At 65.3% G+C, this 16140-nt stretch carries 9 protein-coding genes; 5 read left to right on the top strand and 4 right to left on the bottom strand.

What is annotated here, in order from left to right; translation table 11 throughout:
• Nucleotides 1-6: 6 nt before the first annotated feature.
• The 3 genes from GEMMAAP_RS18630 to GEMMAAP_RS18620 all read left to right on the top strand — a co-directional run bounded on the left by GEMMAAP_RS18630 (nt 7) and on the right by GEMMAAP_RS18620 (nt 6180).
• On the top strand, nt 7-1869 hold the full coding sequence (locus GEMMAAP_RS18630) for a hybrid sensor histidine kinase/response regulator (RefSeq protein WP_082821490.1): 1863 nt from the start codon (nt 7-9) through the stop codon (nt 1867-1869).
• A gap of 148 nt (nt 1870-2017) precedes the next feature.
• The gene (locus GEMMAAP_RS21085; RefSeq protein WP_026850931.1) at nt 2018-4975 is read left to right on the top strand and encodes a TonB-dependent receptor domain-containing protein; all 2958 of its coding nucleotides are present in this window, start codon (nt 2018-2020) and stop codon (nt 4973-4975) included.
• Nucleotides 4975-6180: a RagB/SusD family nutrient uptake outer membrane protein gene (locus tag GEMMAAP_RS18620; RefSeq protein ID WP_026850930.1), complete on the top strand. Its 1206-nt coding sequence runs from the start codon at nt 4975-4977 to the stop codon at nt 6178-6180. The genes GEMMAAP_RS21085 and GEMMAAP_RS18620 overlap by 1 nt, the downstream gene beginning before the upstream one ends.
• 96 nt (nt 6181-6276) lie before the next feature.
• Here GEMMAAP_RS18620 and tkt read toward each other — a convergent pair whose 3' ends face one another.
• From tkt to GEMMAAP_RS18600, 4 genes are all read right to left on the bottom strand, one after another.
• Nucleotides 6277-8304 carry a transketolase gene (gene tkt / locus GEMMAAP_RS18615; RefSeq protein WP_026850929.1) on the bottom strand — a complete coding sequence of 676 codons (2028 nt, stop codon included), beginning with the start codon at nt 8302-8304 and terminating at the stop codon, nt 6277-6279.
• Between the two features lie 87 nt (nt 8305-8391).
• Complete coding sequence (locus GEMMAAP_RS18610) at nt 8392-8931, bottom strand: DinB family protein (RefSeq protein WP_026850928.1); 540 nt, start codon at nt 8929-8931, stop codon at nt 8392-8394.
• 21 nt (nt 8932-8952) lie between these two features.
• Nucleotides 8953-9684: a porin family protein gene (locus GEMMAAP_RS18605; RefSeq protein WP_026850927.1), complete on the bottom strand. Its 732-nt coding sequence runs from the start codon at nt 9682-9684 to the stop codon at nt 8953-8955.
• 34 nt (nt 9685-9718) lie between these two features.
• A complete protein-coding gene (locus GEMMAAP_RS18600; protein ID WP_026850926.1) occupies nt 9719-10912 on the bottom strand; it encodes an alanyl-tRNA editing protein in 1194 nt (397 codons plus the stop codon).
• A 48-nt stretch (nt 10913-10960) separates the two neighbouring features.
• On the opposite strand from GEMMAAP_RS18600, the gene GEMMAAP_RS18595 reads away from it, so the two are divergent.
• Nucleotides 10961-13381: a S41 family peptidase gene (locus GEMMAAP_RS18595; protein ID WP_145979239.1), complete on the top strand. Its 2421-nt coding sequence runs from the start codon at nt 10961-10963 to the stop codon at nt 13379-13381.
• Between the two features lie 27 nt (nt 13382-13408).
• On the top strand, nt 13409-15940 hold the full coding sequence (gene hrpB, locus GEMMAAP_RS18590; protein ID WP_026850924.1) for an ATP-dependent helicase HrpB: 2532 nt from the start codon (nt 13409-13411) through the stop codon (nt 15938-15940).
• The last annotated feature ends 200 nt before the right edge of the window (nt 15941-16140 follow it).

The following is a 16140-nucleotide window of genomic DNA, read 5'->3' as shown; positions in this document are numbered from 1 at the left end:
CCTATTATGCCCTCCTTTTTCGCAACAGTCGTGACGACGCTGCAGCTGCAGGCGCCGTTTACGGCGCTCATGGCACTCATTCTTTACCGGCTGTGGCGTACCTACCGGTTGCAGGCCATGCGGGATCTGGCCGTCGGATGGGGGTTGTGGACCATGCGCATGGTGGTGGTGAGCTACTCCGCGGCCCTACGAACGATGGGCGAGCCGCCGGGGTCCCCGCAGCGCCGACTGTTGACCATGATGGGCGTTGGGTTGGCCTTGGGGACGTTGCCGTACCTATTGGCTGGTACCATTCGACTGGCAAAAGGCGAAGATGCGGGAGCCTCTCCCAGCCGCTGGAGTCTTGGTCTCGCCAGTCTCTTCATGGTGCTGTCGTTGCTGGCAACCACCCCGGGTGCACCAGACATTCTTCGTCTGGCGGTGTTGCTCTTCTCCAGCACCGTATCCTTTGCCCTGGTGTTCGGGTACATCGCCTGGCGGCTCGTCCGCCTTCCTGCCGACGACGTCACGTCCGCACGGCAATTGGCGGCGGTGGGGTTTGGCGCCTACGCCATAAAACAGGTCTGGAACCTTACGGCCTTCGTGCGGGAGGGCCCCCCCGAGGCCGCCGCGTCTGCCGTCACCGAGAACATTGTGCTCGTTCTGGTGGCCATGAGCTCGATTGTGCTCCTGTTTGATCGACTCCGCCAGCGCTCGGTGCTTGCCGAGCGCGAACAGCGGCGGCTGGAGGCGGAGCTTCAGGCGCGGGACCATCTGGATAGTCTGGGGCGTCTGGCTGGTGGAGTGGCGCACGATTTCAACAACATGCTTACCAGCATTCTCGGCAACGCGCAGCTGGCCCGCATGCGCGTACACGATGCGGAAGATCCCGTCGAAGAACTCGATGAAATTGAGACGACCGCGACGCGGGCGTCGGCACTGACCAAACAATTGCTGGCGATTGCGCGCCGCGAGCGGGTCCAGCCCGTACGCTTTGACCTTGTGGCCCGAGTGCGCAAGGTGAGCGAGTATCTGCGCCGCGAGCTGGACCCTTCCATCCGGTTCGAGGTGCAACTCCCCACCGAGGCGTTGTTCATCCGGGCAGATCCGGATCGCATGGATCAGGCGGTGATCAATCTGGTGTTCAACGCCCGCGACGCCGTTCGGCCTGACGATGGGGGCATTCGGTTGTCCGTGGCGCGATCGCCGGTCCTGCTGTCCGGCCGAGCGGCGGTGCGTTTGACGGTGGAGGACGACGGGGTGGGGATGGACGATGCCGTTCGCGGGCGCATTTTCGAACCCTTCTTTACCACCAAGGGGCCCGACCAAGGGACCGGACTGGGGCTTTCCATCCTGTATGGTGCTGTGACCCAGGCCCAGGGGGAGATTGAGGTCCACAGCGTTCCCGGGAAGGGGTCGCGTTTTGAGCTGCAATTGCCGCTGGTTGACCCGGGCGAAACCGCGGAGCATCCCGTGGTGCTGTTCCCGACGGCGTCTTTTGCCAACATCAGTGTGCTGGTCGTTGATGACGATCCTCTCGTTCGCCGAGTCGCGGTCCGTCTGCTGCAAAAGGCCGGCTGTAAGGTGGTGGACGCCGGGGATGTTGAAGAGGCCTTGAGCCTCCATGCCTCGCAAGCCATGCCGGTGCAGCTATTGCTGACGGATATCGTGATGCCCGGGGACAATGGCCGGACCCTCGCCCGATTGCTCCGCGCCCGGGATCCCCAACTGGCCGTGGTCTATATGTCGGGGTACGAGGCTGATGCCTTTACGGACGAACCCGATGCCCCGGAAGGGCCCTTTGTGGCCAAGCCATTTAGTGAAGCCCAGCTCATCGTGGCGATCCGCCAGGCCCTGACATCGGTCCGGTCGACCTCCCCCAGCGACTGACACGGTCATCACGGGGGCCTGAATGGATTCTAGGGTCGCCGCTTCACTTCGCGCTCGGGAGACGTCAACATTGGTAGTATGGCGTGATTCTCTGATGTTGAGCCTGTCCTCCCTTCTCTCAATCCCTCCTCCTGTGATCCCATCGTTCATGCGCCGCCCTGGCGCGTGGCGATCGTTGGCCCATGCTGTGGTGCCGGCGATCGTCTTACTGACCAGCAGTGCGTCTGCTCTGCACGCGCAGGCGACCGGCACGGTCACGGGCCGCGTCGTCGACGCCGTCAACGGCCAGCCCATCGCCGCCGCCCAGATCACCGTGAACGGCACCACCCTGGGCCGTGCAACTGGTGAAGATGGTCGCTTCACCCTGACCGCCATCCCGACGGGGACACAGGTCCTGGTGGTCCGCCGCATCGGGTATCAGCAGCAATCGCGCAGCGTGGCGGTGTCGGCCAGCGCACCGGTCACGGTGAACTTCTCCTTGGCCACCAGCAGCGTGTCGCTGGCGGGTGTCGTGGTGACGGCAACCGGTGAAGAGCGCAAGAAGGAAGTGGGCAATGCGGTAACCACGGTGAGCGCGGCCGATTTCGAAAAGGCGGGCGCTGGCAACACGCAGCAGATTCTGCAGGGACGCTCGACGGGCGTCACCGTGCTGCAGAACGGCGGCACACCGGGCGCCGGCGGCACGATTCGTCTGCGTGGTGTGAACTCCATTACGCAGGGCAATCGTCCGCTCATCTACGTCGACGGCATTCGTATCTTCAATGGCAATTCTCCCACGGGCGTGTCCTCGCGTCAGTCGGTCTCGCCACTGAACGACATCCCGGCCTCGGACATCGAGCGCATTGAAGTGGTAAAGGGGCCGGCGGCGACCACGCTGTACGGCACGGAAGCCTCCGGTGGTGTGATCCAGATCTTCACCAAGCGCGGCCGTGATGGCGCGGCGTCGTGGACGCTCGATGCCTCGGGCGGTATCAACAGCATGGGCGAGTTCGGCCCGGCGTCGGACCCCACCGGCATGTTCCTCAAGCAGTGCCGTGGCCCCAACATGGTGGACGCGGCCGGTGTGCCCTTCGAAGATGCCACCTGCCCGGAAAGCGGCTCGTGGTTGCAGAACGGCTTCCTGGGCCGCTACTCCCTGGGTGTGCGCGGCGCCAGCGGTGGCATCAACTACGCCATTTCGGGCAATCTCGAAAATGAAGAAGGTGTGCTCCGCGTGGGCAGCAACCGCACGGGTGGCCTCCGTACCAATATCGGGTTCGCCCCGTCCAAGACCATCACGCTGGCCCTCAACAGCAGCTGGCAGCGTCGCAACACGGCGATGATCTCCGACGGCAACAGCGCCGATGCCATTCTGCTCAACATCTCGCGCGGCCCCGGATCGAACTTCCGCGGCAGTGGCTGCAGCACCACCACGGTGACCTGCGTGGTGAACGACACGATGTTCTCCAAGGCCAACACCATTGGCGGCGATCACTTCATTGTGGGCGGCACCGCCACGTGGACGCCGTTCGAGAAGCTGACCAATCGTCTCGCCATCGGTATTGACTACAACAGCACCGACCAGCGCACGGTCAACCCGTTCGGGTATCCGCGCACGCCCACCGGGCAGTACTTCCAAACGTTGTGGAATCGTCAGCTCATCACGGTGGACTACGCGACCACGTGGAAGCAGACGTACTCGAAGAACTTCGTCGGCACCACGTCGTTCGGCGCCCAGCTGTTCGACAGCCGTCTCAACTCCACCGAGTTGCGCGGCGACAACTTTGCCGGACCGGGCATCCCCACGCTCGTGTCAGCGTCACTGCGTCAGATCACCGACGTCAATCAGCAGCGCGTGATCAACGCCGGTCTGTTTGCCCAGCAGATGATCGGCTGGCGCGATCGGGTGTTCATCACCGCCGGCGCCCGCGTGGACGGCAACAGCGCGTTCGGACAGAGCTTCGGGTTGCAGACGTATCCCAAGGTGAGCGGTTCCTGGGTGCTCTCCGAAGAATCGTTCTGGCCCACGTCGCTCATTGAAACGTTCAAGTTGCGCGGCGCGATTGGTGAGTCGGGCAAGGCGCCAGGCGCCTTCGACGCGACCCGGACCTGGAACCCGATTGCCGCCGAAGGCGGGCTGTCGGCGTTCACGCCGGGACAGCTGGGCAACGCCAACCTCGGCCCCGAGCGCACACGCGAAACGGAAGTGGGTTTCGATGCCGGTCTGCTCAACGGCCGGTTCGGCCTCGTCTTCACCTACTTCAACGCGCGGACCAACGACGCGATCATCAACGTCGCCTATCCGCCGTCGAATGGCTTTAGCGCCAATCAGCCCGAGAACGTCGGGTCGATCAAGAACACCGGCTTTGAAGTGCAGGCCACGACGAACCTTGACCTGACGAGCTGGGCCAAGCTGGAAGCGCGTGTGCAATTCACCAAGATGCAGGGCGAAGCTGTGGATCTGGGTGGACGCATCATTACCATCGACGCGCTGTCTCGCAGCTATGTGCAGGAAGGGCTGCCGCTGCCCGCCTACGTGGGTCGCAAGGTGCAGAACCCGGACGCCTTTGAAACACCGGTGATCGTGGAAGGGGAGTTCCTCGGCCAGACGTTCGCCGACAAGATCATCAACCCCTCGCTGACGCTGTCGCTGTTCAACAATCTGTCGTTCGAAGTGGTTGGTGAGTTTCAGCGCGGTGGACATCTGCTGAATGCCAACGGTTTCCAGAACGCCGGCTTGGGGATCTGGCAGCCGTGCTTTGCCGCCCAGAAGGCGCTGCGCGCCGCCGCCAATGGTGACGCCTCGGCGCTGGCCACGGTGAACGCCAGGGATCGCATGCGTTGCTCCATCGTCGCTTCGCAACGCGACTACAGCTATTGGGTGGAAAGCGCCGACTTCTTCAAGGTGCGCAATATCTCCGTTGCCTACGACGTGCCGAAGCGCTTTACGCCCGGTGCCCGCAGCATGACTGTCACCTTCGCCGGTCGCAACCTGTTCCGCAGCACGAACTACACCGGCACCGATCCGGAAGTCGCCGACCAGGCCACCAGCACGTTCTCGCGTCGCGACTACTACAACTTTCCGCCCTACCGCACGTTCCTCTTCAGTGTGAGGACGAACTTCTGATGCCTACACTCCTCACGAAAACCCGACGTGCCATTGGCGCGGCCGTAGGTGCCAGCCTCGTGCTGGGTGCCTGCGACTTCACGGTCACCAATCCGGGACCGCTGCTCGACGAAGACCTGAATAGCGTGTCGGCCATGCCCGCACTGGTGAACGGCATGGGTGGCGATCTCTCCAACGCCATGGGTACCTATCTCACCCGTGGCGCTCTGGCCGCGTTTGAGGTCCGGCATTCGGGGAACTTTGCCGCCGAACGTCAGTTCGCCACGGGCGTCATCCGCCCGGAAGATGTAAATGGCGATTGGGCCCGGATGCACACCTCCCGGTGGGTCGCCGAAAACGGATTGGTGCGCATGAAGTCGGTGTTGGGCGCAGGATTTGAAACCAACCCGCTCACCATCCGGGCGTATCTCTATGCAGGGTTTGCCAACCGCTTCCTCGGTGAGAATCTGTGCGAAACCACCATTGATGGCGGTGCCAAACAGCCCAACTCGGAGCACTTTGTGCGCGCCGAGAGTTTGTTCACGCGTGCACTCACGCTGGCGCGGGCGCAGAACAACACGGCGTTGACAAACGCCGCACTGGCTGGCCGAGCGCAGGTCTTGGCGTGGCAGAACAAGTGGGATGCCGCGGTAGCTGATGCGGCGCTCGTGCCGGCAGCCTTCCGCCATAACGCGGTATTCTCCATCAACACAACACGCGAAAACCTCGATCTGGCCAACCAGACGATCAATCGCCGTGAAGTTACCGTGTTCAATACGGTGTGGGTGGCTGACCGGGATCCGCGGGTACCCTATGACACGGTACGTACCTCGTCGGGTGGTTTCCAGACCGGTCAGGACGGCGCCACGCGCTTCTTCCGCCAGCGCAAGTACACCACGCTGGGCGATCCGGTGGCGTTGGCCCGTGGGAGCGAGATGCTGTTGCTCCGTGCCGAGGCGGCGCTGCGCAACAACGACGTGACGAACGCCATGCTGTTCATCAATCAGGCGCGCGCGGTGTCAACGTTGCCGGCATTGACCGCCACCACGGTTGATGCCGCGTGGACCATCCTCATGCGTGAGCGTGGGGCGGTGCTGTGGCTGGAAGGGCGTCGGTTGTGGGATCTTCGCCGCTGGCTCGCCAGTGGACGCAACACCACACTGCAGGGGCGCAGCACCTGTGTCCCGATCAGCCTCGAAGAGATTGGCGCGAACCCGAACCTGTGATCGGTTCGACACAGTGGCGGTAGTGAAAACAGAGCGGGCCCCGGCAGTTGCCGGGGCCCGCTCTGTTTGGTAACGCCCTGAGTGGCGAGGGAGCGATTACTGCAGCAGCCCCTTCGCCGCCTTGGCTACCTTGTCGGCGGTGATGCCGAACTTTTCGTACAGCACCGGTGCCGGCGCACTCGCACCGAAGGTCTCAATACCCACAATGGCGCCGTGCTCACCCACCCAGCGATACCACGACATGGGGTGCGCCGCTTCGACCGCAACGCGCGGCACACCGGCGGGCAGAATGTGGTTGCGGTATTCCACCGGCTGCTGCGCAAACAGCTCGAGGCTGGGGCAGCTCACCACACGCGCGTGAATACCATGACCACTCAGCTGCTCGCGGGCGGCCAACGCAATTTCCACCTCAGAGCCGCTGGCCAGGAGCACCACGTTGGGCACGTGACCGGCCGCATCGGCCACGATGTACGCGCCATGCTTCACGCCCTCGCGCGCACGCGCGGGCTCGTTGTAGTACGACAGCTTTTGACGCGTGAGCACAATGGCACTCGGCCCACGGCGATGCCTGAGCGCCACGCGCCAGGCCTCGCTCACTTCGTCGGCATCGGCGGGGCGAAGCACAAGCAGGTTGGGAATGCAACGCAATGCCGCCAAGTGTTCTACCGGCTGGTGCGTGGGACCGTCTTCGCCCAGGCCAATGGAGTCGTGCGTGAACACGTAAATGGCCTGCACGCCCATGAGCGCCGCGAGGCGCACCGCGGGACGCATGTAGTCGCTGAACACCAGGAAGGTGCCGCCATACGGAATGACACCGCCGTGCAACCCCATGCCATTCATGATCGCGCCCATGGCGTGTTCACGAATACCAAAGTGGAAATTGCGACCAGTGCGATTGTCGGCACCAAAGCCCGACGCGCCCTTCACGTTGGTGAGGTTGCTGCCGGTGAGGTCAGCGCTGCCGCCCAGCAGTTCGGGCACCGTGTTGGCGATGGCATTGATCACCACACCGCTGGCCGCGCGGCTGGCCACGTTGCCGCTCTTGGCATCGAACACCGGGAACGCTGCGTCGAGCGAAGCGGGCAGTTCGCCCTTCATGCGCCGCTCGAATTCAGCGGCCAGCTCGGGGTGCGCGCTCGCGTACGCCTGCCACTTGCTGTTCCATTCCGTGTGCGACTGCGCACGCTGCGCCGTGCGCTCGCGCCAATGCGCCAGCGCGGCGTCGGGCACGAAGAACGGTTCGGTGGACGGCCACCCGTACGACTGCTTGGTGAGCGCAATCTCGTCCTTGCCCAATGGTTCGCCGTGCGCCTTGGCGGTGTCCTGCCGGTTCGGCGAACCAAACCCGATGTGCGTCTTGGTCACAATCATCGTGGGACGCGCGGTATCCGCCTTGGCTTCGGCAATTGCGGCGTCGATAGCGGCGATGTCGTTCACGTCGTGCACATGCAGCACCTGCCAGCCATACGCTTCAAAGCGCCTGGTGGCGTCGTCGCTGCAGGTGAGCGCGGTGCTGCCGTCAATCGTGATGCCGTTGTCGTCGAAGAAGCCGATGAGCTTGCCGAGCTTCATGTGCCCGGCGTAGCTCGCCGCTTCGTGCGAGATGCCTTCCATGAGGCAGCCGTCGCCGGCGACGAAGTACGTGTAGTGATCGACGATGTTGTGCCCGTCGCGGTTGAACGTGGCGGCGAGATGCGCCTCGGCCACCGCAAAGCCCACCGCATTGGCCACACCCTGACCCAGCGGGCCAGTGGTCGTTTCCACGCCCTTGGTGTGGTGCACTTCCGGGTGCCCCGGCGTGAGGCTCTCCCACTGGCGGAAGTTCTTGATCTCTTCGAGCGGGAGATCGTAGCCAGCCAAGTGCAGCGTCCCGTACAGCAGCATGGACGCGTGCCCAACGCTCAGCACAAAGCGATCGCGGTCGGCCCAATCGGGGGCGGCCGGGTCGTGGCGCAGGTGCTTGGTGTACAGCGCGTACGCCAGCGGGGCGAGCGCCATGGGAGTGCCGGGGTGTCCCGACTCCGCGGCCTGCACCGCGTCCATGGCGAGGGTACGAACGGTATCAATCGCGAGACGCACGGTCTCGGGCGACGCGGAACCAGCAAGGGGTGACGCAGCGGACACGAAACGCTCCGGGAGGGTCGGCAAGGGCGGGCGCGATCGGCGCGCCACAGCCCTGAAATCTAGCCGAAATCCGTGCGAATCGGGGCCTCAGCCGAGGTACTTCTCACGCGTCAGCGTCAGGTGGTGGGCCATGTGACCGGCAATCATCCAGATCAGGGCCCGGGCCGAGACTTCCACGCCGCTGGCGACCCCACGCTGGGCGAGGGCTTCGTCGTCGAGCGAGGAGACCAGCGTGAGGGTGGCCTCCCGAATGGCCAGCATTTCGGACAAAATGTCCGATAGGCTGCGCCGCGACGTGCGGCTTTGGGGGACCCAATCATCCTGCTCGAAGCCCGGCATCGGGGTCCGGTCACCGCGGGCGACGCGCAGCAGGCGGTAGGCAAAGACCCGCTCCGTGTCGCTCACGTGCACCAGCTGTTCGGCCAGCGTCCACTTGCCGGGGGCGTACCTGAACGACGCGGTCGCTTGCGGCACGTTGGTCAGCAGCAGCTGCCATTCGCCGCGCTGGGCCGCGAGCAGCTGCACCAGGTCCGTTGTGCCGTGCGCCGTGAGCGCGGCATCGGTGGCGTTGATGTAGGTCAGCGCGTAGGGCGCGTGTTCATCAGGAAGGGGGCGGCGAATGGACATGACCCTGATTGAAAAAGTGACTTAGAACCCGAGCCCCAGCACTAGCGAAAAGCCGCGGTTCTTGGGTGAAACGCCCGGGGTGGCTTCACGAGCAATGGTGGTGAGTCCCTGACTGTAGCGCAGCTGCGCGGAGAACGCACGTCCCACAAAGGCCCCGGCTATACCCACGCCGCCAATGGCGCTCACATCGGTTTTGTTCAAGGGATCTTCTCCCGCCGTGGGCCCATCTTCGTCGGGGAGAAACGACTCGCTAATGCAGCTGCCAGAAATGGACAGATCACCAATGCTGGTGGAGGCCTTGCAGGACGTACGCAGGGCCAGCGACGGACCGGCCAGAACAAACGGACGCCAGTTGCGGCTGCCCAGATCCATGCGGGCCAGCGCCGGAATTTCCACGTAGGACAGACGCAGGCCAAGCGTCATGCGATCGGAGGCGAACAGGGCCAACGACTCCGGATCGCCTTCCACGGAAAATGAGGCTTTGCCGCCCTTTTGCGTGTAGTGCAATTCGGGCTGCAGCGAAAAGCGCGAGGTAATGGGAATGGTGGCGTAGAGCGCCGCCTGCGCCCCACCGCGGTGCTGAGTCTCCAGCAGCGTGTTCCCCAGTCCCTCGTCGAGGCCCTGATCGATATCCGAAACGGAACTGAGATTGGCGCCGGCAAGGAAGCCAAAACGAATCGGCCCGCGCCCCTGCGCGCCAGCGGAAGTGGCGAGCAACAGCGCAATACCGGCAACAACAGCATGACGACGCATAGGAACTCCATTGCAACACGGGTTCGGGCGAGCCTCAGAACCCCAGTGCGACGGCGAGTGCACCGAGCGATGAGGGAGTGGACACGGCCCCTTGCGCGAGACGCGGTGCACCTCCGCCGCGGCCACCCACTGCGTGCAGTGCCGCGCGCAAAAGCTGACCGGCATCAAGTCCCGTATCAGGGGCCGTTGCGAGCAGTACTCCCCCGTTGGCGGCATTTGTCACAAGCACCGCGCATTCGCCGAGCTTCATCAGGTGCTGCGCCAGCGCCTCCGCCTCTTTCACGGGACTATTCACGCTCGTGGTGATGCGGCGAATTCCCGCACTGTCGACCGGCGCTGCCTGCCACAGCTGCTGCGCTTCGTACTGTGCCAGTTCGTTCTGCAACCGTTTGCGCTCACGTTCAAGCTCCACCAGTCGCGACTGTTGCTGCTCCACCAACACGGGCAAGTCAGCCGGTGCTGCCGACAGCGGTCGCGCGGTACGCGATAAAAGATCCGCATCAATGCGTGCGCGGGTCACGGCACGATGCCCGCACAGAAATTCAATGCGCACGTTACCACGGGTCTTTTCAGCGCGTCGCAGCAACACCGCACCAATCTGGGCGGTATGCGAGACATGAGTGCCGCCACAGGCGCTGCGATCCAGGCCGGCAATGGTCACGATGCGCAACGTACCGTCGCGATCACTCGCTTTGCGCAAATCCGTGGCGCTGGCGGCGTCCTCGTAGCTCACGGTCACGGCGTGATTCTGCAACGCCACCATGTTCGCGCGATGTTCTATCGCTTCCAGCTGTTCGGGTGATACACCCTCGGCAGTCACGTCTACCGTGCTGCTCTCGTCGCCAAAATGCACACTCACGGTGGGCCAGCCGTATTCATCGGCGAGCAGCGCCGAGAGCAGATGCTGGCCGGTGTGCTGCTGCATGTGATCGACGCGGCGGGTCATGTCCACCTGTCCCACCACCATGGCCCCGGCGGGCAAGCCCAGCGGTTGGGCAAGGTGATGGGCAATGCGCACCTCTTCGTCCACCACATCGGTAATGGCGACGTCGGCGATGGTCCCCAGGTCGTGCGGCTGTCCGCCAGAGGTGGGGTAAAAGGCAGACCGGTCGAGATACACCACCCGCCCGTCATTGGCGACCTCGGTCACGGTGGCGCTGAACCGGGCCAACGTGGCGTCGTCGTAGTACAGCCGATCGGTGTCGTCGCCGGAATAATTGCTGTTCATGCCAGACCAGACTCGGTGGAGAGGGGAATCGTGGCTATCTTGTGCGCCATGACGTCTAATATGACGCGAGTTCTGCCGCCGTTGCTGGCGGCCACCGCCGTGGCAGCGCTGCTGGCCTCCTGCGTGCCGGTTGCGCCGGCGCCGGTGCCCTTGGGCCCGTCGGTGCGGGAAGTGGATGCCCCCCGTGCGGTAGTCGCCATGCCGCCGGCACCCGCCGATTCCGAGCCGCCGCCCGAGGCCTCCGACTCGGCGGGCGTGTCCCGCCTGCTGCGGCTGTCGTACGTGTGGCACCTCGCGTCGTTGCATCACCCGGCGGTGGCGGTCCGCGGCGCGCCCCTCGATTCGGCGTTCATCCGCGCGGTCACGCTGGTACGCCGTGCCACCACCCCCGCCGATCTGGATGTGGCGTATGCGCGCTTCCTGGCGGCGCTCAACGATCCGCTCACCCGCGTGGAGCGGGGCGATACCACAAGCGGCGCGTCGCTCCCGGCGGTGACCACCATCAACGCCGAACGCACCCGCGACAGCATTCTGGTGCTGCAGGTCCCCTCGGCCACGCGCTACGAGGAAAGCGCGGCGGTGGGCGTACGACAGGCGCTCGCTGCCGTGCCGGCGCGCGTGGTGCTCGACCTGCGTACCAGTGCTCCCGGTGCGTTGGCCGACAGCGTAGATGCCTTTGTGGCACGCACGCAGCTGGTGGAGCGACTGGCGTCGGTGCCCTTTACGCTCAGTGGTGTGCGCGTACGACGGGTGGGTGGCGCACGCGAATTGGCTGGCGCCTGGCGCTACGATGACAGCTGGCTCGGGCGCGATGGGGCGCTGGTGGCGCCCATCAATGCGGCGCCGCGCCGCGTGGTGGTGCTGGCCAACGCCAACACGGTATTGCCGCGTGGCGTACTGGGGCTGCTGGCCAGTGGCCGCGCCACGCTGGTGGCGGAACAGGTGGTGCCTGATGATGCGCTAGTGCCCAGCGTGCGCATTGCGGTGGGCGAAGGACTCTTCGTGCGACTGCGCACCGGCGAACTGCTGCACGCCGACGGCAGTAGCGGCATTGTGATTGACACGCTGGTGTCACGTGCCGCCACTCCCGCCGACAGTGCACCGGCCGTGAAGGCGGCGCTCGCCATGCTGCGGACCTCGCGCTTCGTGCGCGCCTCGCGGCTGGCGCCGGTGCGGGCGCGGGCGGTATTGCCCGGGTACTACGACGCGGATCCGTATCCCTACATGGGATCACGGGTACTGGGCGGCGCACGGCTATGGAGCGCCATGCGGGCGCGGCACGCGCACCGGGATTTGTACGACGATGACATAGACGCCGTCTTCGAGCGGGCGTTGCCGCGACTGGAGTCCGCGCGCTACGCCACCGAATACGCATCCACGATGCTCAGCTTTGCCAGCTCCTTCGACGACGCCCAGGTGTCGCTGCAGGGAGCGACGGTGGACACCGTGCGAGGCATGGCCACGGTGCCATTTCGGGTGCGCTGGGCGGACGGGCGTGCCATCATCACCGATGTCATTGCCGATTCCACGACGCGCGCGTTGGGCATTGTCGCGGGGCAGGAAGTCGTGGCCGCCGATGGCTATCCCATTCCAGCCTGGATGCAGGAACATCGGCGCAGTATCTCGGCGCCCAACGATTGGTCGCGGCAGCAACAGTTGGCGATGCTCATGGCGCGTGGTACACCGGGTAGTTCGTTGTTCCGGTTGCGCGACGTGACCAATCGGGAGCGTCAGCTCAATGTGCCGCGCTCGGCGGCGTACGTCGCGCTGCAACCGCAGGCGGAGCGGCCGTGGCAGTCGGCATCGCTGTCGCTACCCAACGGAATAGCCTACCTCGATCTCAATCGCCTCACCGATCAAACGGTAGACGCCGAGCTGCAGAAGCATCGCAGCGCGCGCGCGTGGGTGCTTGATTTGCGTGGCTCGCTGTCAGATAGCGGCGTCGTGGGAGCCACCGTGTTGCGTACGGTCCGTGCGCGGGCGGTGGCGGTGGTGGCACGTGAGTTGCACCGCTACCAGTCGGCGCCGTGTCTGGTGGAAACGTTGCGCGATGCCGCGCAGCAGTGTCCCGATGAGCGTGAGGTGCGCTCACGTGTGTCGCGAGGGGATACCACCGGTCGCTACACCGGCCGTTTGGTGGCATTGGTTGATGAGCGGACGAGTGGGGCCATGGAACGGCTGGCGCTCACGCTGGAAGCCACCACCGACGTCACGTTCGTGGGCAGCACATCGGCCGGCTCACCGGCCGAAGCCGTGAGTATTCCGTTGCCGGGTGGATTGACGGTCACGGTGCCGGCTGCCGAGCTGCGGCGCAGCGATGGCTCGCAGTGGCAGCGGGTGGGGCTCACCCCACTCATTGACGCGCGCCTCACGCTGCGCAGCTATCGCAACGGTACCGACGAAGTGTTGCAGCGCGCGCAGGAGTGGCTGGCGCAGCAGTTGGATGGGCGCGCGTCACGTCGGCGCTAACCGGCACGACTGTTGGTCCGTACTTCGATGGTGTTGCCAATAGATGACGCGCTTCCCGCGCTGCGGGAGGCGTTGCGTACGTGCTCGTCGGCGGTGCTGGAAGCGCCACCGGGTGCCGGTAAAACCACGCGTGTGCCGCTCGCGCTGCTCCAGGAGCCGTGGATGGACGGGCAGCGCGTGGTCATGCTGGAACCGCGCCGTCTGGCGGCGCGCGCCGCCGCGCACTACATGGCGCAACAGCTGGGCGAGCAGGTGGGTGGCACCGTAGGCTATCGCGTGCGCGGCGAGACGCGGGTGAGTGCCCGCACGCGCATTGAAGTGGTAACCGAAGGGGTGTTGTCACGCCTGCTGTCGGCCGACGCCACACTCGACGGCTACGGCGCCGTGCTCTTTGACGAGTATCACGAGCGCTCACTGCAGGGCGATCTGGGGTTGGCGCTGGTGCTGGAAACGCAGCAGGTGCGCGATGACCTGCGTGTGCTGGTCATGTCGGCCACGCTGGATGGCGATGCCGTGGCCGAGCTGCTGCGCACCGAGGCGGGCCCTGCACCGGTGGTGCGCAGCAGTGGGCGCATGTTCCCCATCGTCACGCATCACCGGCCACCACGAAGTGACGAGAAGCTGGAAGCCACCGTGAGTCGGGTGGTGCGCGATGCGCTCACCGAATGCGAAGGGGATGTGCTGGTGTTTCTCCCCGGCATGGGGGAACAGCGTCGCGTGGAGGAGCGTCTTGTTGGCTCTGTGGCCGGCAATGTGCGCGTACATGTGTTACACGGTACCATGCCGTTGGCTGAGCAGGACGCAGCGCTCGCGGCTGCCCCGCCAGGGATGCGCAAAGTGGTGCTCAGTACCAGTGTGGCCGAAACGAGCCTCACGGTGGAAGGCGTGCGCGTCGTGGTCGATGGCGGCCTGTCGCGTGTACCTCGCCATGATGTCACCGCCGGGCTCACGCGGTTGCACACCCTTCGCGTGAGTCGTGCCTCGGCTGATCAGCGCCGCGGACGTGCCGGACGTGTGGCGCCGGGGGTGTGCTACCGACTGTGGGATGTACACGAAGAACATGGTTTTCTGGCCAGTTCGCGTCCCGAGATCATTGATGCCGACCTGTCGGGGTTGGCGCTGGAGCTGGCCGACGCCGGCATCAGCGACCCGACCGTCCTGCGATGGCTCGATGTGCCGCGCGCCGGGCCTTTTGCGCAGGCGCGTACGTTGCTCTTGCAGTTGGGCGCTCTGGATGCCACCGGCCGCATTACGGCGCACGGACGCCGGATGGCGGCGCTGCCGCTGGCGCCGCGGTTGGCGCATCTGGTGTTGGTGGCCGCCGAGCGTGGTGCGCTGAGCATGGGGGCGGCCATTGCCGCATTGCTGGAGGAGCGTGATGTGATTCGCGCCGAAGGGTTCGCGCGTCCACCGGCCGATTTGCGTCTGCGCACCGAGCTGCTGCAACGCGGGGGCGATGGCGGAGCGCTGGGCATGTACGGTGCGCGCGCCGATCGTGACGGTGTGCGGCGGGTGAAGCAGAGCGCCATCGATATTGAGCGACGCGTGGCCGGCGCGGGTGTGCAGGCTGCCGCTGGCCGCGAGCCAACCGACGATGTGGGCGCGCTGCTGGCGTTGGCCTTTCCCGATCGTGTGGCACAACGCCGTGCGGGGAGCGAGGGGCGCTATCTGCTGCGCAACGGCAGCGGGGCGGCGCTGGTGAAGGGCGACAGTCTGTACGACGAGCCGTATCTGGCCGTGGCGGAGCTGGAAGGGCAACCGCCGGAGTATCGCATCGTGCGCGGGGCGCCGTTGTCGCTGGAGGACATTCGCACAGACTTCGGTGAGCAGATCGTGCGTGCGGATGTGGTAGAGTGGGACGAGCGTACACGCAGTGTGAAGGCGGTGCAGCGGGTGTCGCTGGGCGCGATTACGCTGGAAGAAAAGCCGCAGCGGACCCCTGATGCGGAGAGCGTGCGTGCCGCGCTGTGTGCGCAGTTGGTGCGCCTCGGCGCCGACACATGGCCGTGGCGCGAAGGCGCGTTGCACCTGCGGGAGCGCCTGGCGTTTCTGCACGCGCAGGATGCGTCGTGGCCCAATGTGTCCAGCGAGGCACTGGTGGCCACACTGCCCGAGTGGCTGGCGCCGTATCTCGATGGTGTGCGCACATGGGCGCAGCTGGAGCAGGTGGACTGGCACGAGGCGCTGCTCAGCCTCGTGCCGTGGAATCAGCGGGCTGCGCTGGACCGCTTGGCGCCCACGCACATGGAAGTGCCCAGCGGTTCGCGCATCACGCTCGACTACACCGACCCCACCGCGCCGGTGTTGGCGGTGAAGCTGCAGGAAGTCTTCGGCTGGACCAGCACCCCCATGCTCTTTGACGGGCGCGTACCGCTCACACTGCATCTGCTCTCACCGGCGCAGCGACCGGTTCAGGTGACGCGAGACCTCGCGGGCTTCTGGAAGTCGAGCTACTTCGAGGTGCGCAAGGAACTGCGCGGACGGTACCCGAGGCACCCGTGGCCAGACGACCCGCTCACGGCAACGGCGACGAGACGGGCGAAACCGCGAGGCACCTAGTGCCCGCGGTGGGAGATCTGAGTTCCCAGAATCGCGACTCTGAGGTGAGAGCGTTGCGACGATCGAGTTGCGATGGATATCGAGTGTGAGAGGCCCGATGACAGCGAGTTGAGAGGTCCGAGTGCTGGCGTCGGCACGTGAGTGCCCCGCACGGACGCCGCTGGAACAGCGGTCGTCCCCGCTGCCTAACGAGGCCCGTA

This window comes from Gemmatimonas phototrophica (assembly GCF_000695095.2).
Lineage (GTDB): Bacteria > Gemmatimonadota > Gemmatimonadetes > Gemmatimonadales > Gemmatimonadaceae > Gemmatimonas > Gemmatimonas phototrophica.
Note: the sequence above shows the minus strand (reverse complement) of the source record. Positions and strands in the feature narration are given on the sequence as shown.

Bases quoted from the DNA above. Each gene is read 5' to 3' on its own strand.
- GEMMAAP_RS18630 (WP_082821490.1), top strand. From the start codon at position 7: ATGCCCTCCTTTTTCGCAACAGTCGTGACGACGCTGCAGCTGCAGGCG.
- GEMMAAP_RS21085 (WP_026850931.1), top strand. From the start codon at position 2,018: ATGCGCCGCCCTGGCGCGTGGCGATCGTTGGCCCATGCTGTGGTGCCG.
- GEMMAAP_RS18620 (WP_026850930.1), top strand. From the start codon at position 4,975: ATGCCTACACTCCTCACGAAAACCCGACGTGCCATTGGCGCGGCCGTA.
- GEMMAAP_RS18610 (WP_026850928.1), bottom strand. From the start codon at position 8,931: ATGTCCATTCGCCGCCCCCTTCCTGATGAACACGCGCCCTACGCGCTG.
- GEMMAAP_RS18605 (WP_026850927.1), bottom strand. From the start codon at position 9,684: ATGCGTCGTCATGCTGTTGTTGCCGGTATTGCGCTGTTGCTCGCCACT.
- GEMMAAP_RS18600 (WP_026850926.1), bottom strand. From the start codon at position 10,912: ATGAACAGCAATTATTCCGGCGACGACACCGATCGGCTGTACTACGAC.
- GEMMAAP_RS18595 (WP_145979239.1), top strand. From the start codon at position 10,961: ATGACGTCTAATATGACGCGAGTTCTGCCGCCGTTGCTGGCGGCCACC.
- hrpB (WP_026850924.1), top strand. From the start codon at position 13,409: ATGGTGTTGCCAATAGATGACGCGCTTCCCGCGCTGCGGGAGGCGTTG.